Raw genomic sequence first — 22,300 nt, 5'->3', positions numbered from 1 at the left:
GTTGACGAGTGACGGCATTGCCGGCGGCGCGCCGCTGACCGACGGGAAATGGGCGGGCTGGACCGAATGGTTCGACCCCCATCCCGATACCTTCCTGCAGGCGATCGGCCGCGGCTACATGCATGCCGACGGCCCGGCGCGGGCCCGCGTGGCGCTCGAAACCCGCTCCAGCCACCGCAACCGGCTCGATACGCTGCATGGGGGCTTTCTCGCCGCTTTCGCGGATCACGCCTATTTCGGCGCGCTCTGGATATTGGGGCATGAGGAGCAACTGAACGGCGTCACCATCGACCTCAGCATGCAATATCTGGGCGCGGGCAAGGTCGGGCCGGACCTGGTGGCGCAGGTCGACCTGTTGCGCGAAACCGGCCGGCTCTTCTTCCTGCGCATGCTGCTGACCCAGGACGGCGCGCCGGTTGCGGCCTCCACCGCCACCATCCGCAAGGCGCCAAAGCCGCGGTGACCAGCGTCCTCGCCCGCTATGACGCCCTGGTGAAGGCCGGCGAATTGCGGCCCGACCCGGACCAGCGTGCGGCGGCGGAGCGGCTCTGCCGGCTGCAGCAGGAACTGGAAGCGACCCCGGCGCGCGGCTCCACCCTCTGGAAGCTGCTGCGCAAGGCGCCCGAGCCCCCGCGCGGCCTCTACATGTGGGGCGGGGTGGGGCGCGGCAAGTCGATGCTGATGGACCTGTTCTTCGACACGGTCCAGGTCCAGCGCAAGAAGCGCGCGCATTTTCACGAATTCATGCTGGACGTCCATGCGCGCCTGGCCGAGGCGCGCAAGTCCGAGACGGGCGATCCCATTCCGCCGGTGGTCGAATCCCTGGCCGAGGAGGCGCGGCTGCTCTGTTTCGACGAGATGGTCGTCAACAACATGGCCGACGCCGCGATCATGTCGCGCCTGTTCACCGGCTTGCTCGACAAGCGCGTGACGATCGTCACCACCTCCAACCGCGTGCCCGACGATCTCTACAAGGACGGGCTCAACCGCCAACTGTTCCTGCCCTTCATCGACCTCATCAAGGCGAAGCTGGACGTGATGACGCTGAACGGGCCGGTGGATTATCGCCGCGACCGGCTGGGCGACGCGCAGCTATGGCATTGCCCCAACGGACCGGAAGCGACCCGCGCCCTGTCGGAGGCCTTTTTCCGCCTGACCGACTTTTCGGTCGAGGATCGCGCCAAGGTGCCGGCCGAGGACATAGCGGTGCAGGGCGGCCGCACCCTGCACGTGCCCAAAAGCCTGAAGGGCGTCGCCGTTTTCTCCTTCAAGCGGCTCTGCGTCGAAGCGCGCGGTGCGCCCGACTATCTCGCCATCGCGCGCAAATATCATACGGTGATCATCGTCGGCATTCCGGTGCTCGGGCCCGAAAAGCGCAACGAGGCGGCGCGCTTCGTGATGCTGATCGACTCGCTCTACGAATATAAGGTGAAGTTGTTGGCGTCGGCCGATGCCGCGCCCTCGCGCCTTTACCCGGAAGGCGATGGCGCCTTCGAATTCGAGCGCACCGTCTCGCGCCTGCTGGAAATGCAGTCGGACGACTATCTGGCGCTGGGCCACGGCTCCAAATAGGGCGCGCAGCCCGTCCCGGCGCACCGGTCCGCCCGTCGCAGAGCAGCGGAACCCTTCATCAAGACGCAACTTTATTGCAAGAAAACAGGCCGGGCGCCCCCGAGGAGAAAGGCGCCCGGCAGGGTAGCTCTGCAGGGAAGGCTCGCGGCCAGGGTAGAAGCCGGCGAGCAACAGGCTGTGCGACTCCTCTAATGCAATTGCGAACTAATTGCAAAGATAATTTGTCATCCGCGGGTTTCCTAGGTTGAAACCCCCGCGTGAAGGGCGTAGGCGAGCCAGCAATTCCAGCAATCATGACTTGGAGGATGACAAGCATATGGCCCGTAAGAAGATAGCGCTGATCGGCGCTGGCAATATCGGCGGTACGCTCGCCCATCTGGCGGCGCAGAAGGAACTGGGCGACATCGTCCTCTTCGACATCGCCGAGGGCATTCCGCAGGGCAAGGCGCTGGACCTGTCGCAGTGCGGGCCGGTCGAAGGGTTCGACGCTGTCATCACGGGCACGAATGATTACAAGGACATCGAAGGCGCAGACGTCGTCATCGTCACCGCCGGCGTTCCCCGCAAGCCGGGCATGAGCCGCGATGACCTGCTGGGCATCAACCTCAAGGTCATGAAGTCGGTGGGCGAGGGCATCAAGCAATATGCGCCCGACGCCTTCGTCATCTGCATCACCAACCCGCTCGACGCGATGGTGTGGGCGCTGCGCGAATTTTCGGGCCTGCCCCACAACAAGGTCGTCGGCATGGCCGGCGTGCTCGACTCGGCGCGTTTCTCGACCTTCCTCGCCTGGGAATTCGGCGTTTCGGTGCGCGACGTCACCAGCTTCGTGCTGGGCGGCCATGGCGACACGATGGTCCCGGTGGTCGAATATTCGACCGTCAAGGGCATCCCGGTCCCCGATCTCATCAAGATGGGCAAGTCGACGCAGGAGCGCATCGACGCGATCGTCAAGCGCACCGCCAATGGCGGCGGCGAAGTCGTTGGCCTGCTCAAGACCGGTTCGGCCTTCTACGCGCCGGCCGCCTCGGCCATCGCCATGGCCGAATCCTATCTGGGTGACCAGAAGCGCGTCCTGCCCTGCGCCGCCTATCTGGACGGCCAATATGGCGTGGACGGCCTCTATGTCGGCGTGCCGGTGAAGATCGGCAAGGACGGCGTCGAGGAAGTGATCGAGATCGAACTCAATGACCAGGCCAAGGCCGGGCTCCAGGTATCGATCGACGCCGTCAAGGACCTGCTGGTCGCCTGCAAGGGCATCGACAGCACGCTGGCCTGATCGCCTGACCCCTTCAAGCCCGCCCCGGTATGTGAGCAGCCGGCGGCGGGCCGATTTTCATCCAATTGCCACGTCCGCAGAAGAAAAGGGACACGCATGTCCATTCTGGTGAACAAGAATACCAAGGTCATCACCCAGGGTATGACCGGCGCCACCGGCACCTTCCACACCGAACAGGCGCTGGCCTATGGCACGCAGATGGTTGCGGGCGTCACCCCCGGCAAGGGCGGCACGACCCATATCGGCCTGCCCATGTTCGACACCGTCGCTGAAGCCAAGTCGAAGACCGGCGCCGATGCGTCCGTCATCTATGTTCCGCCGCCGTTCGCGGCCGATTCGATCCTGGAGGCAATCGACGCGGAAATCCCGCTGATCGTCTGCATCACCGAAGGCATCCCGGTCCTGGACATGGTCCGCGTGAAGCGCGCCCTGTCGGGCAGCAAATCGCGCCTGATCGGCCCGAACTGCCCCGGCGTGCTGACCCCCGATGAATGCAAGATCGGCATCATGCCCGGCAGCATCTTCAAGAAGGGCAGTGTCGGCGTCGTTTCGCGCTCGGGCACGCTGACCTATGAAGCGGTGTTCCAGACCTCGAACGCGGGCCTGGGCCAGACCACGGCCGTCGGCATTGGCGGCGACCCGGTCAACGGCACCAACTTCATCGACGTGCTGGAGTTGTTCCTGGCCGACGATGCGACCGAATCGATCATCATGATCGGTGAAATCGGTGGCGACGCGGAAGAGCAGGCCGCGCAGTTCCTGATCGACGAGGCCAAGAAGGGCCGCAAGAAGCCGATGGCCGGCTTCATCGCGGGCCGCACGGCGCCTCCGGGCCGCCGCATGGGCCATGCCGGCGCGATCGTGTCGGGCGGCAAGGGCGACGCGGAAAGCAAGATTGCGGCGATGGAAGCCGCCGGTATCAAGGTCGCGGCCAGCCCGTCAGAGCTGGGCTCCACGCTGGTCGAGGTGTTGAAGGGGTAAGTTAACTCCTGCATATAAGGTGGCCGGGCTGCACCCCGGCCGCCATTCTCCCCTTTCCGCGACTGCACGCGGCTGGGACGGACAGACGATGGGTTACGAGAACCAGGATTTCGAGATCGAGCGCGGACCGAGCTGGGCGCGCGACAATTGGCCGCTGACGGATACGGATGATCTGACCGGCGCGCTGGACCCCACGCAGATGCAGGTGGCCGTCAAGGCCGCCGCCAAGGCGCAGGGCAAGGCCGTGTCGGACGCGGACATCGCCGCCGCCGCCGAAGACAGCATCCGCGCCATGATGCTGATCCGCACCTATCGGGTGCGCGGGCATCTGGCCGCCAATCTCGATCCGCTGCGCCTGGCCAAGCGTGACCAGCCGGCCGACCTGACGCCGGAATATCATGGCCTGACCGACCTCAACAAGAAGATCTACCTCGGCGGTTCGCTCGGTCTGCAATATGCGACCGTCAGCGAACTGGTGGCGATCCTGCGGCAGAATTACTGCGGCAATGTCGGCCTGGAATATATGCATATCTCCGACGTGGAGGAGCGCCGCTTCCTGCAGGACCGGATGGAAGGCAAGGACAAGGAAATCCACTTCACGCCCGAGGGCAAGAAGGCGATCCTGGCCAAGGTCATCCAGGCCGAGCAGTACGAGAAGTTCCTGGGCCGCAAATATGTCGGCACCAAGCGCTTTGGCCTGGACGGCGGCGAATCCATGATCCCCGCGCTCGAAGCCGTCATCAAATATGGCGGGTCGAGCGGCGTGCGCGAAATCGTGTTCGGCATGGCGCATCGTGGCCGCCTCAACGTGCTGGCCAATGTCATGGCCAAGGGCTTCCGCGTCATTTTCCACGAATTTTCCGGCGGCACCGCCAATCCGGAGGATGTCGGCGGATCGGGCGACGTCAAATATCACCTCGGCACCTCGACCGACCGTGAGTTTGACGGGATCAAGGTCCACATGTCGCTGGTCCCCAACCCCTCGCACCTCGAAACCGTCGATCCGGTGGTCCTGGGCAAGGTGCGCGCGCAACAGACCTTCCGCGACGACCTTGCCAGGCATGAGCAGGTGCTGCCGGTGCTGATCCATGGCGACGCGGCCTTCGCGGGCCAGGGCATCGTGTGGGAATGTTTCGGCTTCTCGGGCGTGCCTGGCTACAACACCGGCGGCTGCGTCCATTTTGTCGTCAACAACCAGATCGGCTTCACCACCAGCCCGCAATTCTCGCGCGGCTCGCCCTATCCCAGCGATGTGGCCAAGGGCGTCCAGGCGCCGATCCTGCACGTCAATGGCGACGATCCGGAAGCCGTGACCTTCGCCTGCAAGCTGGCGATGGAATATCGCCAGAAGTTCCATCGCGACATCGTGATCGACATGTGGTGCTATCGCCGCTTCGGCCACAATGAAGGCGACGAGCCCTCGTTCACCCAGCCGCAAATGTATGCCAAGATCCGCCAGCATCCGGCGGTCAGCGACATTTATTCCGCTCGGCTCAAGGCCGAAGGCCTGGTCGACGATGATTTCGTCAGCCAGACCACCGGCGACTTCGTCAACCATCTGGAGGACGAGTTCGAAGCGGCCAAGAGCTACAAGGCCAACAAGGCCGACTGGTTCGCCGGTCGCTGGTCGGGCCTGCACAAGCCCGCCGATGCCGAAACCGCGCGCCAGACGGTGGAAAGCGGCATATCGCAGAAGTTGCTCGATAGCCTGGGCCGCACCCTGACCACCGTGCCCGAAGGCCATAATGTCCACAAGACGCTGAAGCGCGTCCTCGACGCCAAGGCGGAGATGTTCAAGTCGGGCGCGAATTTCGACTGGGCGACCGGCGAGGCGCTGGCCTTCGGCTCGCTCCTGTCGGAAGGCTATGGCGTGCGCCTGTCGGGCCAGGATTCGGGCCGCGGCACTTTCAGCCAGCGGCATGCCGTCTGGGTCGATCAGGAAAATGAGAGCAAATATATCCCGCTCTCGACCGTGCCGCACGGCCGGTTCGAAGTGCTGGATTCGCCGCTGTCCGAATATGGCGTGCTGGGCTTCGAATATGGCTTCGCGCTCGCCGACCCTAAGAGCCTGGTGATCTGGGAAGCGCAGTTCGGCGATTTCGCCAATGGCGCGCAGATCATCTTCGACCAGTATATCGCCTCGTCGGAAACCAAGTGGCTGCGCTCCAACGGCCTCGTCTGCCTGTTGCCGCACGGCTACGAAGGGCAGGGCCCCGAACATAGCTCGGCGCGCCTGGAGCGGTATCTGCAGCTCTGCGCCGAAGGCAATATCCAGGTCGCGAACATCACGACCCCGGCCAATTATTTCCACGCGCTGCGTCGACAGATGCTGCGTCCCTTCCGCAAGCCGCTGATCATCATGGCGCCCAAGTCGCTGCTGCGGCACAAGGCGGCGGTCAGCAAGGCCGAGGATTTCCTGGGCGAAACGCACTTCAAGCGCATCCTGTCCGACCCCAACGGTTCGGCGGACGCGAACACGAAGCGCCTCGTGCTTTGCTCGGGCAAGGTCTTCTACGACCTGACCGAAGCGCGCGACGCCGCGGGCGACCAGGACACGCAGATCGTGCGCATCGAACAGATTTATCCGTTCGCCACCGATGCGCTGGCCAAGCGCATCGAGCGCATGACCAATCTGGAAGATGTGGTCTGGTGCCAGGAAGAGCCGCGCAACAATGGCGCCTGGTTCTTCGTCGAGCCCTATGTCGAGGAAGCGCTGGCCAAGGCCGGCAAGGCGCCGATGCGCGCTCGCTATGCGGGTCGCAAGGCGTCCGCTTCCCCCGCTACGGGCCTGGCCAAGCGCCATGTCGCTGAACAGGCCGCCCTTGTTGCCGATGCGCTGGGTCACAGCGTGCGTGAAGAAATCCGTCGCCAGAAGAAAGGCTGAGAAAGCGCATGGCTACCGAAGTCAAAGTCCCTACCCTGGGCGAATCCGTTACCGAAGCAACCGTCGGTCAGTGGCTCAAGAAGCCCGGTGAAGCCGTCGCCGCCGACGAACCCATCGTCAGCCTGGAAACCGACAAGGTCGCGGTCGACGTGCCCGCGCCGGCGGGCGGCACCATGGGCGACATCGTCGCCAAGGAAGGCGACACGGTCGAGGTCGGCGCGCTGCTGGGTTATGTGAACGAAGGCGCCGCCGCCGCGGCATCGCCTGCGCCCGCGCCCGCTGCTGCGCCCGCCAAGGCCGAAGCCGCCGCGCCCGCGCCCGCCGCTTCGGCGCCGGCGCCCGCCGCCGACGATGAGGGCGAAGGCGAAGGCAGCAACCTCACCTTGTCGCCGGCGGTCCGCCGCCTGGTGCTGGAGCATGGCCTTGACCCCAGCAAGATCAAGGGCACCGGCAAGGATGGTCGCCTGACCAAGGACGACGTCATGGCCGCCGCCGCCGCCGGCACCGCCAAGGCCGCTGCCGCGACGCCTGCCGCCGCGCCCGCCGCCGCCGCGCCTTCGTCGGGCCCGAGCCGCGCGCAGGAGCGCGTCAAGATGACCCGCCTGCGCCAGACGGTCGCCAAGCGCCTCAAGGAAGCGCAGGACACCGCTGCGCTGCTCACCACTTTCAACGACGTCGACATGACCAACGTCATTGAGGCGCGCGCGAAGTATAAGGACCTGTTCGAGAAGAAGCATGGCGTCCGCCTGGGCTTCATGGGCTTCTTCACCAAGGCCGTATGCATGGCGCTCAAGGACATTCCGGGCGTCAACGCGCAGATCGAGGGCGACGAGATCGTCTATAACGACTTCGCCGACATTTCGGTCGCGGTGTCGGCGCCGACCGGCCTGGTCGTCCCCGTCATCCGAAACGCCGAATCGCTCAGCGTCGCGCAGATCGAAAAGACGATCGGCGACTTCGGCAAGAAGGCCAAGGAAGGCAAGCTGACGATGGAGGACATGAAGGGCGGCACCTTCACCATCTCCAATGGCGGCGTGTTCGGCTCGCTGATGTCGACCCCGATCATCAACCCGCCCCAGTCGGCGGTTCTGGGCCTCCACCGCATCGAGGATCGCCCGGTCGTCCGCAACGGCCAGGTCGTCGTCCGCCCGATGATGTATCTCGCCCTCAGCTACGACCATCGCCTGATCGATGGCCGCGAAGCGGTGACTTTCCTGGTCGCGGTGAAGAACGCGATCGAGGACCCAACCCGTCTGCTGATCGACCTGTAAGGCCGGTTGGGCCAGTCCGGCGTGCTCCTGCGAAAGCAGGAGCCCAGGGTGGAGAAGCGCTACGACAGGGGGTTTCGTCTACCTGATGGCCAGCGGTCGCAGCGCCACCTTGTATCTGGGGGTCACGAACGATCTGGTCCGGCGGGTCTGGCAACATCGGAACGGCTTTGGCGGGGAGTTCAGTTCCCGCTATGGGTGTCGCCATCTTGTATGGTTTGAAGCCTATGACGATCTGCAGGAGGCGCGGCAGCGTGAACTGCGGATGAAGAAGTGGAAGCGCGAATGGAAGTTGCGGCTGATCGAGGACGGCAATCCTGGTTGGCGCGATCTGTTCGATGACATAGTGGCATGATGTGCTCCGGCAACGGCAGGAGCCCAGTTGGGGCCTGATCGCGGGATGTCGGCGATGGGCCTAGGTTCCTGCCTTCGCAGGAACACCGATGGGAAGGTGAGAGATGGCAGACTTCGATTATGACGTTCTGGTGATCGGCGCTGGGCCGGGTGGCTATGTCGCGGCGATCCGCGCGGCGCAGCTGGGGCTCAAGACCGCCTGCGCCGAAAGCCGTGAGACGCTGGGCGGCACCTGCCTCAATGTCGGCTGCATCCCGTCAAAGGCGATGCTGCACGCGTCCGAACTCTATGACGACGCGGCCAACGGCATGCTCGCCAAGCTGGGCGTCAAGATCGACGCGATGAGCCTGGACCTGCCCACCATGCAGGGCCAGCGCGTCGACGCGGTCAAGGGCCTGACCGGCGGCATCGAGTTCCTGTTCAAGAAGAACAAGGTCACTTGGCTCAAGGGTCTGGCGAGCTTCACCGGCGCGAACACGGTCGAGGTGGCGGGCGAGAAGGTGACGGCGAAGAATATCGTCATCGCCACCGGTTCCTCGGTCACGCCGCTGCCCGGCGTCACCGTCGACAATGCGGGCGGCAAGATCGTCGATTCGACCGGCGCGCTGGAACTGGACAAGGTGCCGGGACATCTGGTCGTGGTCGGCGGCGGCGTCATCGGCCTGGAACTGGGCAGCGTCTGGAAGCGCCTGGGCGCCAAGGTCACCGTGGTCGAATATCTCGACCAGATCCTGCCCGGCATGGACGGCGAAGTCCGCAAGGAAGCCAACAAGATCTTCAAGAAGCAGGGCTTCGAGTACAAGCTCGGCACCAAGGTGACGAGCGCCGAAATCGTGGGCGAAGGCGTCAAGCTGACGGTCGAGCCGGCCGCCGGCGGCGAGGCCGAAACGATCGAGGCCGATGTCGTGCTGGTGTCGATCGGTCGCCGTCCCAACACCGAAGGGCTGGGCCTCGACAAGATCGGCCTGGAGGTCAATCAGCGCGGCCAGATCGAAATCGATCATGACTTCGCCACCAAGGCGCCCGGCGTCTGGGCGATCGGCGACGTCGTTACGGGCCCGATGCTGGCGCACAAGGCCGAGGATGAAGGCATTGCGGTGGCCGAGAATATCGCGGGCCTGACCGGCATCGTGAACCATGACGTGATCCCGTCCGTCGTTTACACGAGGCCGGAAATCGCGGGCGTCGGCCTGACCGAGGAAGCCGCCAAGGAAAAGGGCGCGGTCAAGGTCGGCAAGTTCCCGATGCTGGCGAACAGCCGCGCCAAGACCAATCATGAGCCCGACGGCTTCGTGAAGATCATCGCCGACGCCGAAACCGACAAGGTTCTGGGCGTCTGGATCATCGCGACGGTCGCCGGCACGATGATCGCCCAGGCAGCGCAGGCGATGGAGTTCGGCGCGTCGAGCGAGGATATCGCCTATACCTGCCATGCGCACCCGACGCACAGCGAAGCGATCAAGGAAGCGGCCATGGCCGTCACGGGCAAGCCGATCCACATGTGATCCGCCGGCGCTCTGCCGATCGAACGGAAAGGCCCCCATTTGGGGGCCTTTTCTTTTGCCCGCCGCCCGCCGCGCCCACTCGGAACGCGGCGCAATAATCTGTCAAAGGGTCTGGCCGTTTGGGGGTGGAGTGGTTACATGGGCCGCCACGAATCCCCATGGGACGCGCCCGCCGTCCCGCAGCAGAAAGTGGCTTTCACATGGACATCCGCCTCGGCCTCACCTTTGACGACGTGCTGTTGCAGCCCGCCGAATCCGATGTGTTGCCCAGCCAGGCGGACACCAGCACGCAAGTCACGCGCGCGATCAAGCTGAACATCCCGATCCTGTCGTCCGCCATGGACACGGTGACGGAAGCCGACATGGCGATCGTCATGGCGCAGCTAGGCGGCATCGGCGTGCTGCACCGGAACCTCACCGTCGAGGAGCAGGCCGATGCCGTCCGCGCCGTGAAGCGGTTCGAAAGCGGCATGGTCGTCAACCCCATCACCATCCTGCCCACCGCCACGCTGGCCGACGCGCAGATGCTGATGCAGCGGCACAAGATCAGCGGCATCCCGGTGGTCGAGGATTCGGGCAAGCTGGTCGGCATCCTGACGCACCGCGACGTGCGCTTCGCCGAAAATCCCGCCCAGCCGGTCAGCGAACTGATGACCAGGGACAATCTCGCCACGGTCAAGGCCGGCGTCGGGCAGGAGGAAGCGATGCGCCTGCTGCACCAGCGGCGCATCGAAAAGTTGCTGGTGGTGGACGATGCCTATCATTGCGTCGGCCTCATCACCGTCAAGGACATTGAAAAGGCCGTCACCTATCCGCAAGCGACCAAGGATGCGTCGGGCCGCCTGCGCGTCGCCGCCGCCTCCACCGTGGGGGACAAGGGGCTGGAGCGCAGCAAGGCGCTGATCGACGCCGAATGCGACCTCATCGTCATCGACACCGCGCATGGCCACAGTCGCCAGGTGGCGGTCGCGGTGGAAGCGGTCAAGAAACTGTCCAACCATGTGCAGGTCGTGGCGGGCAATGTTGCCACCGCTGAAGCGACCAAGGCGCTGATCGGTGCGGGTGCGGACTGCGTGAAGGTCGGCATTGGCCCGGGCTCCATCTGCACCACCCGCGTGGTCGCGGGCGTCGGCGTGCCGCAGCTGACGGCCGTCATGGATTCGGCCGAGGAAGCGCACAAGCATGGCGTGCCGGTGATCGCCGATGGCGGCCTGCGCACGTCGGGCGACGTCGCCAAGGCGCTGGCCGCGGGCGCGGGCTGCGTCATGGTGGGATCGCTGCTGGCCGGCACGGCCGAAGCGCCGGGCGAAACCTTCCTCTATCAGGGCCGCGCCTATAAGAGCTATCGCGGCATGGGCAGCGTCGGCGCGATGGCCCGGGGCAGCGCCGACCGCTATTTCCAGGCCGACATCAAGGACCAGATGAAGCTGGTGCCCGAAGGGATCGAGGGCCAGGTGCCGTTCAAGGGGCCGGCCAAGGATGTCATCCACCAGCTGGTCGGCGGCGTGAAGGCGGCGATGGGCTATACCGGCAGCCGGACCATCAAGGACCTGCAGGAACGCGCGCGCTTCGTCCAGATCACCAATGCGGGCCTGTCGGAAAGCCATGTCCACGACGTCACCATCACTCGCGAAGCGCCCAATTATCCGACGCGCTGACCCGTCCTCCCCGCGTCGGGGAGGGGGACCGCTGACCAAGCCAGTGGTGGAGGGGGCGCACCAGCGGGCGCTGCCTCCGCTGACGTTGCGCCTGACGCCAGCCTTCACCAGCACGTCGCTGCATCGCCCTCTTCCCCTGCGAGGGAGAATATGACCCCCTCCGCGCGCATCCAGGCCGCGATCGACCTGCTGGACGCCATCATCGCATCGGCGCGCGACGGCGGGCCGGCGGCCGACACGCTGATCGCCCGCTATTTCAAGGAGCGGCGCTATGCCGGGTCGCGCGATCGCCGTGCGGTGCGCGATCATGTCTATGACGCGATCCGCCGCGCGGGCGAGCGGCCCGACACCGGCCGCGCCGCAATGATCGGCCTGGCGCAGGACCAGCCCGCTCTTGCCGCCTTGTTCGACGGGTCGCCCCATGCGCCGCTGCCGATCGAGCCGGGGGAGGCCAGCGCATCGGCGGGCGCCGTTCCGGCCTGGCTCCAACCGCTGCTGGCTGCCCCCGTGGAGCAGGATGCGCTGCTTGGCCGCGCGCCGGTCGACCTGCGCGTCAATCGGCTCAAGGCCGCGCCGGCGGATGTCGCGCCCTTGCTGCCCGACGCCGCGCCCATTCCCGGCCTGCCAGACGCGCTGCGCCTGCCCGAAGGCTGGCCGATCGAGCAACAGCCCGTCTGGACGGATGGGCGGGTCGAGGTGCAGGATGCCGGCAGCCAGTGGATCGCGGCCGCCTGCGATGCGCAGCCGGGGATGACCGTGGTCGATCTGTGCGCAGGCGCCGGGGGCAAGACGCTGGCGCTCGCCGCCGCCATGGCCGGGCAGGGCAGGCTGATCGCCGCCGACACCATCCGCACTCGCCTCGCCCGGCTCGAACCGCGAGCGCAGCGCGCGGGCGCGACGTTCATCGAAACGCTGCTGCTGGATCAGAGCCATGAGGCGCGCGGGCTGGCCGCGCTGCAGGCGCAGGCCGATCTGGTGCTGGTCGACGCACCCTGTTCGGGCACCGGGACCTGGCGGCGCAATCCCGAGGCGCGCTGGCGGCTGACCCCCGCGCGGCTCGACCGGCTGGTCGGCGAACAGGCGCGTATCCTGGATTTCGCCGCGCCGCTGGTGAAGCCGGACGGGGTGCTGCTCTATGCCACATGCGCGCTGGTGGACCGCGAAGGCCGCGATCAGGTCGCAGCCTTCCTGGGTCGCCATGCCGGCTGGACGGCCGACGCGATCGACCTGCCGGTCGGGCGGGCGCATGGCGGCGGAACCCTGCTGACGCCCGGCCATGATGGCAGCGACGGCTTCTTCTTCGCGCGGCTGCGCCGAGGCGCATGAATCAGCCCATGGACAAAGCCGCGCGAAATCGCGACACTTGCCCCTTGGACCCGAGCCCGGAATCATCGCCTGAAACATGGCTGGAGAAGATAATGCGTTTCACCCCCGCCTCGATTGCCCTTGCCGGGCTGCTGACCACCGTGTCCAGCATGGGCCTCAGCCAGCGGCCGGACAATCAGATCAGCCCGCGCTCGATCGAATGGCAGAAGGCCGGTGAAGCCGCGCGCAAGGCGGGCAACCTTGCGGGCGCGACCGATGCGCTGGAAAGCGCGCTGGCGGTCGACCCGCGCAACCGCGCCGCCTATGTCGAACTGGCCGAGGTGGCTCGCGCGCAGGGCCTGCAGGGCAAGGCGATCCGCCTCTACAAGGAAGCCTTGCTGCTCGATCCCACCGATGTCGTCGCGCTGGCGGGGCAGGGCGAGGCGATGATGGAAAAGGGCGCGGTCGCGCGCGCCAAGGAAGTGCTGGCGCAGGCGCAAAAGCTTTGCAAGGCCGATTGCACGCCGGTCGGCCAGCTGGCGGCCGCGATCCAGAAGGGCCCGCCCGCCGTCGCCATGACCACGAAGGACGCCGTGCCGTCGCCCAAGCGCGAGACCACCGAGCAGCCCTGATCCCGCCGGTTCAGACGGTGACGATTTCCGGCAGGATGGCGTCGAGCAGCAACATGCCGGTCGCCGCCACCTGAAGCCGCGGCCCCTGCCGGTGAAGCAGGCCGATGTCGATCAGCTGCGCGATCGCGCGTTCGTCCACCAGCTGCGGCGCGGAAACGCCCGAGAGCGCGGCGATCCGGTCCAGGTCCACCCCTTCGCCCAGCCGCAGCCCCATCAGCAGCGCCTCGCGCGCGCGGTCCTCGCCCGCCAGCGGCTCCTCGCTCTGCGCGCCATGACCATTGCGCGCCACCGCGCTCATCCAGTTTTCCGGCTTCTTGTGGCGCATCGTCGCCTGGCCGGTCCGCCGGCCATGCGCGCCGGGGCCGATTCCGACATAGTCGCCATAGCGCCAATAGGTCAGATTATGCCGGCTTTCCTGCCCCGGCCGGGCATGATTGCTGATCTCATAGGCGGGGATGCCCGCCGCCCCCGTCATCGCCTGGGTCAGCTCGTAGAGCGTCGCGCCATGGTCGGGATCGGCCGGCGTCAGCTTGCCCTGCGCGACCAGCGTGGCGAAGCGCGTCCCCGGCTCGATCGTCAGCTGATAGAGCGACAGGTGTCCGGTCCCGTAACCCAGAGCCCGCGCCAGTTCTGGTTCCCAGTCGGCCTCGCTCTGGCCCGGCCGGGCGTAGATGAGGTCGAAGCTGACGCGGTCGAACACGCGCTGCGCCGTCGCCAGCGCCGCCAGCCCTTCGTCCACCCCATGCGCGCGCCCCAGGAAATGCAGCGCCTCGTCGTTGAGCGCCTGCAGCCCCAACGACACGCGGTTGACCCCCGCAACGCCCAGATCGGCGAAGCGCGCGGCTTCGACCGAATTGGGGTTGGCCTCCAGCGTGATTTCAACGTCCACCGACAGGCCCCAATGGCGATCGGCCGCCGCGATCAGGTCCGCGACCAGCGCCGGCGGCATCAGCGAAGGCGTGCCGCCGCCGAAGAAGATCGACGTCACTCGACGCCCGCGCGTCAGCGCCGCTTCATGTGCCATGTCCGCGAGCAGCGCGCCGCGCCAGGCGTCGTTGTCGACCTGATCGCGCACATGGCTGTTGAAATCGCAATAGGGGCATCTGGACACGCAGAAGGGCCAGTGGATATAGAGCGCCAGAGGCTCCGCGGCGCGCGTGGCGGATGAGGGGAGGGCGGAGACCGACATTGCCCGCCGCCCTTAGCGGGGATCGCGCGCCGGGGCCAGCATCGACCAGCGCCGCTGACACATCGTTCCGGGACGCTTGAAACCTGTCGTCTGAGTCTTCAGAACACCGCCTTGACCATCTGCGCGAACGCGTCGGCGCGATGGCTCATCGCGTGTTTCTTGTCCGGGTCCATCTCGCCAAAGCTGATGGCATGGCCATGGGGCTGGAACATCGGATCATAGCCGAACCCCTTGTCGCCGCGCGGCGGCCAGATGATCGTGCCGTCGACCCGGCCTTCGAACGCCTCGACATGGCCGTCCGGCCAGGCGAGCGCCAGCGCGCAGACGAAATGCGCGTCATGCCCCGCCTCCGGCCCCTTGGCCTTGATCCCGTCCCAGACCTTGCGCATGGCCAGGTTGAAATCCTTGTCCGGCCCGCCCCAGCGCGCCGAAAACAGCCCCGGGTCGCCGCCCAGCGCCTCGACGCACAGGCCGCTATCGTCGGCCAGCGCCGGCAGGCCGGACAGGTCGGCCGCCTGCAACGCCTTCAGTTCTGCGTTGGCGATGAAGGTCGTGCCGGTTTCCTCCGGTTCGGGCAGGTCCAGGCTCCCGGCCGAAATCGGCTCGATGCCGTAAGGGCCCAGCAGCGCCGCGATTTCGCGCACCTTGCCGGCATTGTGGCTGGCGATCACCAGCTTGCCCGGCTGCAACTTGCGGATCGCCTGTTCCTGTCCGAAATCGTCGCTCATTGAATCTATTATCTCCGTTCGCTCCGAGCTTGTCGAGAAGCGGTTTGAAAGGATGGTTCTCGACAGGCTCGAACCGAACGGGGGCGATTACCGCCCCGTCGCAACATCCTGCGCCGCGAAGATCTTGGCGCAACCGATCCGCGCCAGCCGCAGCAGGCGCAGCAGCTCTTCCTCGTCATAGGCCGCGCCCTCTGCGGTGGCCTGCACTTCGGCGAACTTGCCGTCGCCGGTCAGGATCAGGTTGGCGTCCGTTTCCGCATTGCTGTCCTCGGCATAGTCCAGGTCGAGCACCGGTGTGCCCTCGTAAATGCCGCAGCTGATCGCCGCGACCTTCTGGATGATCGGGTCCTGCGTCAGCGCGCCCGACGCCAGCAGCTTGTCCACCGCAATGCGCAGCGCCACCCAGCTGCCAGAAATCGCGGCCGTGCGCGTGCCGCCATCGGCCTGGATCACGTCGCAATCGACCACGATCTGCCGCTCGCCCAGCGCCTTGAGGTCGACGACCGTGCGCAGCGATCGGCCGATCAGCCGCTGGATTTCCTGCGTGCGGCCCGACTGCTTGCCCTTGGCCGCTTCACGGCTGCCGCGCGTGTGGGTGGCGCGGGGCAGCATGCCATATTCGGCCGTGACCCAGCCCTGGCCCTTGCCGCGCAGGAAGGGCGGCACCTTCTCCTCCACCGACGCGGTGCACAGCACGCGCGTGTCGCCGAAGCTGACCAGGCAGCTGCCCTCGGCATGGATGGTGAAGCCGGGCTCCATGGTGATGTCGCGCATCTGGTCGGGCGCGCGGCCGGAAGGACGCATAGTCAGTCTCCAACTAGGATCAGGCCGGCAGGCCCTCGTTGGGCCGATGCCGCCAATGCGCCGAAAGGCGCACTTGCAGCGCCGCTTAGCGCCCGGGGACGCGACTTGCCAGTGTCCAGCGCGCCAATTGGACGATATGAGGGGGTATGACGACGAAAATCATGATCGTGGCCGGCCTCCTGGTGCTGGCGGGATGCACGAGCGAAAGGGAGGGGCTGGAACCGCCAAAGGCGCCGGGCGACGTGATCCGCTTCACCGCCGGTCGCTGCTTCGGCGCGTGCCCGACCTACACGGTGCAGGTGTCGCCCGACGGATCGGGCCTGCTGGAGCCCGAGCGCAACACCTCCGTCCCCGGCGCGACGCGCTTCACCCTGTCGACCGCGCAATATCGCCGGCTCGTCACCACGCTGGCGCCGCACCGGCCGCCCACGGGTACGACGCGGCGCATCGCCCATGGCGAAAATTGCGACAGCTTCGCCACCGATCTGCCGGCCTATAAGGTCGAATGGAGCCGGCCGGGTCAGGACGCGACGAAGCTGGAATTCCAGTCGGGCTGCATGGACCCGCGCTATGGCAAGTTGCGCGTCGCGATCGCGTCCGTTCCCAAAATCCTCGATGTCGAACGGATGCTGAACCCGCGCGCGGTGACGCCCTGACCATCTTGAGCGGGACGGCCGCCTTGCCTAGATAGACGCCATGTCGGTCATCCCGATCCCTGAACTGAATGATCGCGCGCGCGACGTTTTCCGCCTGGTGGTGGAAAGCTATCTCGGCACGGGCCTGCCCGTGGGGTCGCGCACGATCAGCAAGATGGCGTCCTTGAGCCTGTCGCCCGCTTCCATCCGCAATGTGATGCAGGATCTGGAGGAGCTGGGCCTGCTCGCCGCGCCGCATACGTCGGCGGGCCGGATGCCGACGGAAACGGGCCTGCGCCTGTTCGTCGACGGCATGATGCAGGCGGCCGAACCATCGGTGGAGGAGCGCCGCGCGATCGAGGCGGGGATCGCCGAAAGCGGCCCGATCGAGGAAGCGCTGTCCGCCGCGACCGCGACGCTGAGCGGCCTGTCCGCCTGCGCCGGCATCGTCATGGTGCCCAAGCGCGAGCCGGTGCTGCGGCAGTTCGGCTTCGTGCCGCTGAACGCGCGCCAGGCGCTCGCCGTGCTGGTGGGGCAGGACGGGTCGGTGGAAAATCGCGTGCTGGACCTGCCCGAGGGGGTCAGCCCGGTGATGCTGAACGAAGCGGCCAATTTCATGTCCGCGCGCTTTGCCGGGCTCACCTTGCGCGAAGCGGGCGAAGCGCTCAGCCGCGAGATGGAGGCGGAGCGCGGCGCGCTCGACCGGGCGGCGCGCGATCTGGTCGCGCGCGGCATCGCCACCTGGTCGCATGACGCCGATGATCGCCCGGTGCTGATCGTGCGCGGCCAGTCGCGCCTGCTCGATGAAAGCACCGCCGCCGACCTGGAACGCGCGCGCCAGTTGCTGGAGCAGCTGGAGGGCAAGCAGGAAATCATGGACCTGCTGCGCGGCGCGCTGGCGGGCAGCGCGACCAAAATCTTCATCGGCTCGGAAAACAAGCTCTTTTCCCTGTCGGGTTCTTCCGTCATAGCCGCCCCCTACCGTGGCGCGGACGGCCGGGTCGTCGGCGTCGTCGGCGTGATCGGCCCCACGCGCTTGAACTATGCGCGGGTGATCCCCATGGTGGACTTCACTGCACAGACGCTGTCGAGATTGATGAGATGAGCGAAGACAATCAGAATCTGGAAAATACCGAAGTCGTGGACGCCCTGCCCGAGGACGCGGCGCCGGCCGGCGACGCCACCGCGGAGCGGATCGCCGCTCTGGAAGCGGAACTGGCGAGCGCGAAGCAGGATATTCTCTACGCCCATGCCGATACGCAGAATGTCCGCCGCCGGCTGGAAAAGGAACTGGCCGACGCGCGCGCCTATGCCGCGACCGCCTTTGCCCGCGATATGCTGTCTGTCGCCGACAATCTCAGCCGCGCCCTGTCCGCCATTCCGGCGGACCTGCGCGAGGATGAGAAGTTCAAGGGCCTGGTCGTGGGGCTGGAAGCCACCGGCCGCGAGCTGGAAAGCGTGTTCGGCCGCAACGGCATCACCAAGCTTGAATCGGTCGGCCAGCCGCTCGATCCCAACAAGCATCAGGCGATGATGGAAGTGCCGTCCGCCGACGCGGAGCCCGGCACCATCCTGGTGGAAATGCAGGCGGGCTATATGATCAAGGATCGCTTGCTGCGCCCCGCCATGGTGAGCGTCGCGAAAAAGCCTGATTGACGCGATGGGCCTTCCGTCCCGCAGGGGAGGGGAGGCCCTTTCGTCAGCGACGGCTCAGCCCGCCAGCTTTGACCGAGGCGCTTGCGCCTCCATCAGTCGGTCGATGGCCGCGCGTTCGATGCCCCAATGGGCCGGATCAACCTCCTCCAGGATCGCGTCGCGCGACAGGCTTTCGCCGATGACGACAATGTCCTTTTCGATCCATTCCTGGTCGCGGGTCGAATAGAAGGCGAGCACCTTGGGCCGCGATGCGCGCCGGCCATTGTCCAGCACCACCCCCAGCCGGTTCGATCGCAGCCGCACGACCATGCCCACGGGAAATGTCTCGATGCTCTGCATGAAGCTGAACAACAGGGCGGAGTCGAAATGCCCCTCCCAGCTGCGCATCCGGGTGATCGCTTCGACCGGGGTCCAGGCCTGCTTGTAGACGCGATTGGACGTGAGCGCGTCATAGACGTCGCAGATCGCACCCATGCGCGCCGCCAGGCTGATCTGCGCGCCGGGCAGGCGCGACGGATAGCCGGTGCCGTCCATCTTCTCATGATGGTGCCGGCACACGTCCAGCGCCAGGTCCGGCACCGCGCCGATCTCCTCCAGCAGCTGTGACCCGCGCTCGGCATGGGTCTGGATGATCGCGAACTCCTCGGCCGTCAGCCGGCCGGGCTTGTTCAGCACATCGGCCGGCACCAGCATCTTGCCGATGTCGTGCAACAGGCCGGCCGTGCCAAGGTCCGCGATGCGGGCCTCGTCCAGCTTGAGCTGCCGGCCCAGGTTGATCATCAATGCACAGACCGCGACCGAGTGCAGATAGGTATATTCGTCCTTCGACTTGAGGCGCAGCACCTTGAGAAAAGCCTGGCGGTTCTTCTCGATCATGCTGGTGACGTCCGCGACCACGGCCGTCACCGACGCGCATTGCACCGCCTTGCCCAGTCGCGCTGAATCGAAAATCTCGCGCATCACCTTCTTCGACTGGTTGGTGACGCGCGTTGCCTCGATCCGCGCCACTTCATGGCCGTCGTCCGGCCGCAGCGGCGTCGCGCGTACGGGCTGCGGCGTTTTCGCGGGACGCGCTGGCGCAGGTGCTGCGGCCGGCCGGAGCGGGGGCGCTGACTGGGGCTCCTCCACATCGACGCCCTTATCGGTGTCGATGATCAGCCGCTCGATCTCGCTGTCCAGCACGGTCGCCAGGTCCTCGTCATCCTCCAGCAGGAAGCGCGCCCGCCAGAAGGGATGCTTGAACCAGGATCCTTCGAAACGGTGGATGAACATGCCGAGCCGCAGCTGGTCGCGCCGGATGGATTTGCGCATCAGCGACAGCCCCGACGCCGATAATGGGGCGCAATGCCGGATCGAATCGATGCGCGAACGGGTGGCGTATCCCACGCATCATCCGCCATCCATCGGGCTGCGCCAACGACCATCATGTCTCCACCGTATGGCCTTTGCTAGCGCCCCGCCGGTCAAAATTTCTTTAATGGACAAGGCATAGCGGCGTTGGCGGCGACAAAAATTAGAATGCGGTCTTGACGTTCAGATGTTTTAAGATATATCTCAAAGCATCTAGATACTATGAAAGAACCCTTGATGCGTTTTCTCAAATCCCCCTCTCACCACCGCCATGGCGGCGGCTTCCATCATCCCCGCGCAGCTGTCGCTTTCGCTGTCGGTCTTCGCGCCGCGCGCGACGGGCGCAACCCGTTCAGCGGCGACTCCTTCGGCAGTGATCCTTTCGGCGGAGACGGCCCGCGCGGCGGCGGACGTGGCGGGCGCGGCGGTGGCCGTCGTCGGCTGTTCGACAATGATGCGCTGCGGCTGATCCTGCTCAAGCTGATCGCCGATGAGCCGCGCCACGGCTATGAACTGATCCGCGCGATCGAGGCGCTGTCGGACGAGGTCTATGCGCCCAGCCCCGGCGTCGTCTATCCGACGCTGACGCTGCTGTCGGACATGGAACTGATCGTCGAGCAGCCCGGCGATGGCAGCCGCAAGCGCTTCGCCATCACCGATGCGGGTCGCACGAAGCTGGCCGAAGATCAGGCCGCGCTCGACATCGCGCTGGAACGGCTCGCGCATCTCGCGCGCAAGGCCGACCGGATTGACCCCGCGCCCGTCCGCCGCGCCATGCACAATCTGCGCTACGCCGTGCAGCAGCGCCTTGAAAAGGAAGGGGCGGACAACCAGACCATGTTCGACGTCGCCGCCCTGATCGACGAGGCCGCCGGCAAGATTGAAAGGCTCTGATTCATGACCCTGACCGCAACCGTTCCGACCACGCATGGCAGCCGCTATCTGCAGCAGCTGTGCAAACATTGGAGCCACAAGTTCGACGTCGATTTCGACGCGGAGAAGGGCGAGATCGGCTTCCCAATGGGGCCGATCCGCATGGAGGCGCAGGCCGAGGCGCTGGTCGTCACGCTGGAGCCCAATCCGGACACTGACGTCGATCGCTTCAAGCAGGTGGTCGCCGACCATCTCGACCGCTTCGCCTTCCGCGAAGCGCCGCTCAGCTTCGACTGGCGGTAAACCCAAAGGGGGCGGGCGCTCCGCCCCTACTTCACCGGCGCGGGATGCGCCGCGCGCTCGCCAGATGATGGGCATGGGTGATGGCGACCGCCAGCGCGTCGGCGGCGTCCGGCCCGGCGATCTTCGCGCCGGGCAGCAGCCGCTGCACCATCGCATGGACTTGGTCCTTGGATGCATTGCCCACGCCGACGACCGATTTCTTGACCAGGCGGGCGGCATATTCGCCCACCTCCATGCCCGACCGCGACGCGGCGAGCAGCACCACGCCTCGCGCCTGGCCCAGCTTCAGCGTCGATTGCGGGTTCACATTGACGAACACCTCCTCGACCGCCGCGCCATCGGGCCGATGCTCCAGGATGAGGTCGGTCAAGGCAAGGTCGATCGCCAGCAGCCGCGTCGCCAGCGCCATATCGGCATCGGTCTTGATCTGACCGTTGCCGATATGGGTGAGGCGGTTGCCATCCGCGGCGATCAGGCCCCAGCCCGTAGTGCCAAGGCCGGGGTCCAGTCCCAGAAGGATCATGCGGCAGGGTCCGTTCGCACGGAACGGAAGGCCGGGCCTCTCAGCCCAGCTTCTCCATCACTTCGTCAGACACTTCATAATTGCCCCACACGGTCTGGACGTCGTCATCATCCTCCAGCGTGTCGACCAGCTTCATCAGCGTGCCGGCATTGCTTTCGTCGACCTCGACGGTGGTGGTGGGCTTCCAGGCCAGCTTGGCGCTGTCCGCCTCGCCCAGCTTGCTTTCCAGCGCCTTGGCGACCTCGTGGAGCGCGTCCATCGCGGTCCAGATCTCATGCTCGTCCTCGTTCGACGACACATCGTCCGCACCGGCTTCCAGCGCGGCTTCGAACACCGCGTCGGGATCGCCCGCGCTCGCCGGATAGGTGATGAGGCCCAGGCGTTCGAAGCCATGGCTCACCGCGCCTGACGCGCCCAGATTGCCGCCATTTTTGGAAAAGGCGGTGCGCACATTGGTGGCGGTGCGGTTGCGGTTGTCGGTCAGCGCCTCGACGATGATCGCGACGCCGCCGGGCCCATAGCCCTCATAGCGCACTTCCTCGTAATTCTCCATGTCGCCGCCCGACGCCTTGTCGATCGCGCGCTGGATATTGTCCTTGGGCATGGACTGCGCCTTGGCGGCGTTGACGGCCAGGCGCAGGCGCGGGTTCATGTCCGGGTCGGGCATCCCCATCTTGGCCGCGACGGTGATTTCGCGGCTCAGCTTGGAGAACATCGACGAGCGCTTCTTGTCCTGCGCGCCCTTGCGATGCATGATGTTCTTGAATTTGGAATGGCCGGCCACGGCCTGTCTCCTGACAT

The 22,300-nt window shown here is 66.2% G+C and carries 22 protein-coding genes; 16 read left to right on the top strand and 6 right to left on the bottom strand.

The features are described from left to right. Position 1: 1 nt before the first annotated feature. From ACGGKE_RS06475 to ACGGKE_RS06425, 11 genes are all read left to right on the top strand, one after another. Positions 2-463 carry a PaaI family thioesterase gene (locus ACGGKE_RS06475; RefSeq protein WP_394441148.1) on the top strand — a complete coding sequence of 154 codons (462 nt, stop codon included), beginning with the start codon at positions 2-4 and terminating at the stop codon, positions 461-463. Further along, complete coding sequence (gene zapE, locus ACGGKE_RS06470; protein WP_394441146.1) at positions 460-1,572, top strand: cell division protein ZapE; 1,113 nt, start codon at positions 460-462, stop codon at positions 1,570-1,572. The genes ACGGKE_RS06475 and zapE overlap by 4 nt, the downstream gene beginning before the upstream one ends. A gap of 316 nt (positions 1,573-1,888) precedes the next feature. Beyond that, the gene (gene mdh / locus ACGGKE_RS06465) at positions 1,889-2,851 is read left to right on the top strand and encodes a malate dehydrogenase (protein ID WP_394441143.1); all 963 of its coding nucleotides are present in this window, start codon (positions 1,889-1,891) and stop codon (positions 2,849-2,851) included. Positions 2,852-2,947: 96 nt separating this feature from the next. Beyond that, on the top strand, positions 2,948-3,832 hold the full coding sequence (gene sucD / locus ACGGKE_RS06460; RefSeq protein WP_228165773.1) for a succinate--CoA ligase subunit alpha: 885 nt from the start codon (positions 2,948-2,950) through the stop codon (positions 3,830-3,832). Between the two features lie 88 nt (positions 3,833-3,920). Next, entirely contained in the window at positions 3,921-6,716 is a 2,796-nt protein-coding gene (locus tag ACGGKE_RS06455) for a 2-oxoglutarate dehydrogenase E1 component (protein WP_394441140.1), read from the top strand. 8 nt (positions 6,717-6,724) lie between these two features. Then, entirely contained in the window at positions 6,725-7,987 is a 1,263-nt protein-coding gene (gene odhB, locus ACGGKE_RS06450) for a 2-oxoglutarate dehydrogenase complex dihydrolipoyllysine-residue succinyltransferase (protein WP_394441137.1), read from the top strand. A gap of 82 nt (positions 7,988-8,069) precedes the next feature. Beyond that, complete coding sequence (locus tag ACGGKE_RS06445; protein ID WP_394441772.1) at positions 8,070-8,339, top strand: GIY-YIG nuclease family protein; 270 nt, start codon at positions 8,070-8,072, stop codon at positions 8,337-8,339. A gap of 103 nt (positions 8,340-8,442) precedes the next feature. Continuing rightward, positions 8,443-9,843, top strand: a complete 1,401-nt coding sequence (gene lpdA / locus ACGGKE_RS06440; RefSeq protein WP_394441135.1) for a dihydrolipoyl dehydrogenase — start codon at positions 8,443-8,445, stop codon at positions 9,841-9,843. Positions 9,844-10,043: 200 nt separating this feature from the next. Further along, complete coding sequence (gene guaB, locus ACGGKE_RS06435; RefSeq protein WP_394441132.1) at positions 10,044-11,501, top strand: IMP dehydrogenase; 1,458 nt, start codon at positions 10,044-10,046, stop codon at positions 11,499-11,501. 150 nt (positions 11,502-11,651) lie between these two features. Next, complete coding sequence (locus ACGGKE_RS06430) at positions 11,652-12,827, top strand: RsmB/NOP family class I SAM-dependent RNA methyltransferase (RefSeq protein WP_394441129.1); 1,176 nt, start codon at positions 11,652-11,654, stop codon at positions 12,825-12,827. A 92-nt stretch (positions 12,828-12,919) separates the two neighbouring features. Then, a complete protein-coding gene (locus tag ACGGKE_RS06425) occupies positions 12,920-13,438 on the top strand; it encodes a tetratricopeptide repeat protein (RefSeq protein WP_394441126.1) in 519 nt (172 codons plus the stop codon). 10 nt (positions 13,439-13,448) lie between these two features. Here the strand turns inward: ACGGKE_RS06425 and hemW are convergent, their stop codons facing one another. From hemW to rph, 3 genes are all read right to left on the bottom strand, one after another. Continuing rightward, positions 13,449-14,627, bottom strand: a complete 1,179-nt coding sequence (gene hemW / locus ACGGKE_RS06420; RefSeq protein ID WP_394441123.1) for a radical SAM family heme chaperone HemW — start codon at positions 14,625-14,627, stop codon at positions 13,449-13,451. A 98-nt stretch (positions 14,628-14,725) separates the two neighbouring features. After that, positions 14,726-15,355 (bottom strand): RdgB/HAM1 family non-canonical purine NTP pyrophosphatase, encoded by a 630-nt coding sequence (rdgB, locus tag ACGGKE_RS06415; RefSeq protein ID WP_394441120.1) that lies wholly within the window; start codon positions 15,353-15,355, stop codon positions 14,726-14,728. 87 nt (positions 15,356-15,442) lie between these two features. Beyond that, on the bottom strand, positions 15,443-16,159 hold the full coding sequence (rph, locus tag ACGGKE_RS06410; protein ID WP_228165784.1) for a ribonuclease PH: 717 nt from the start codon (positions 16,157-16,159) through the stop codon (positions 15,443-15,445). 146 nt (positions 16,160-16,305) lie between these two features. Between rph and ACGGKE_RS06405 the strand changes: the two genes are divergently transcribed. The 3 genes from ACGGKE_RS06405 to grpE are packed head-to-tail and all read left to right on the top strand — an operon-like array spanning position 16,306 to position 18,450. Further along, complete coding sequence (locus ACGGKE_RS06405; protein ID WP_394441116.1) at positions 16,306-16,815, top strand: DUF6438 domain-containing protein; 510 nt, start codon at positions 16,306-16,308, stop codon at positions 16,813-16,815. A gap of 40 nt (positions 16,816-16,855) precedes the next feature. Continuing rightward, entirely contained in the window at positions 16,856-17,899 is a 1,044-nt protein-coding gene (gene hrcA / locus ACGGKE_RS06400; protein WP_228165786.1) for a heat-inducible transcriptional repressor HrcA, read from the top strand. Beyond that, positions 17,896-18,450: a nucleotide exchange factor GrpE gene (grpE, locus tag ACGGKE_RS06395; protein ID WP_394441113.1), complete on the top strand. Its 555-nt coding sequence runs from the start codon at positions 17,896-17,898 to the stop codon at positions 18,448-18,450. Before hrcA ends, grpE begins: the two co-directional genes overlap by 4 nt. Before the next feature lie 54 nt (positions 18,451-18,504). Here grpE and ACGGKE_RS06390 read toward each other — a convergent pair whose 3' ends face one another. Next, positions 18,505-19,761 carry an HD-GYP domain-containing protein gene (locus ACGGKE_RS06390; RefSeq protein WP_394441111.1) on the bottom strand — a complete coding sequence of 419 codons (1,257 nt, stop codon included), beginning with the start codon at positions 19,759-19,761 and terminating at the stop codon, positions 18,505-18,507. Positions 19,762-20,037: 276 nt separating this feature from the next. Between ACGGKE_RS06390 and ACGGKE_RS06385 the strand changes: the two genes are divergently transcribed. Both ACGGKE_RS06385 and ACGGKE_RS06380 read left to right on the top strand, forming a co-directional pair. Next, a complete protein-coding gene (locus ACGGKE_RS06385; protein WP_394441108.1) occupies positions 20,038-20,694 on the top strand; it encodes a PadR family transcriptional regulator in 657 nt (218 codons plus the stop codon). A gap of 3 nt (positions 20,695-20,697) precedes the next feature. After that, positions 20,698-20,976 (top strand): DUF2218 domain-containing protein, encoded by a 279-nt coding sequence (locus tag ACGGKE_RS06380; protein WP_394441106.1) that lies wholly within the window; start codon positions 20,698-20,700, stop codon positions 20,974-20,976. A 31-nt stretch (positions 20,977-21,007) separates the two neighbouring features. On the opposite strand, the gene ruvC is transcribed toward ACGGKE_RS06380, so the two are convergent. Both ruvC and ACGGKE_RS06370 read right to left on the bottom strand, forming a co-directional pair. Then, positions 21,008-21,499 (bottom strand): crossover junction endodeoxyribonuclease RuvC, encoded by a 492-nt coding sequence (gene ruvC, locus ACGGKE_RS06375; RefSeq protein WP_228165791.1) that lies wholly within the window; start codon positions 21,497-21,499, stop codon positions 21,008-21,010. A 40-nt stretch (positions 21,500-21,539) separates the two neighbouring features. After that, positions 21,540-22,283 (bottom strand): YebC/PmpR family DNA-binding transcriptional regulator, encoded by a 744-nt coding sequence (locus ACGGKE_RS06370; RefSeq protein WP_394441102.1) that lies wholly within the window; start codon positions 22,281-22,283, stop codon positions 21,540-21,542. Positions 22,284-22,300 lie beyond the last annotated feature (17 nt).

Origin of the sequence: Sphingobium naphthae (genome assembly GCF_043589935.1) — a bacterium.
Classification (GTDB): Bacteria; Pseudomonadota; Alphaproteobacteria; order Sphingomonadales; family Sphingomonadaceae; genus Sphingobium; species Sphingobium naphthae_A.
The sequence above is the reverse complement of the archived record's forward strand: the minus strand, read 5'-3'. Positions and strand labels throughout refer to the sequence as shown.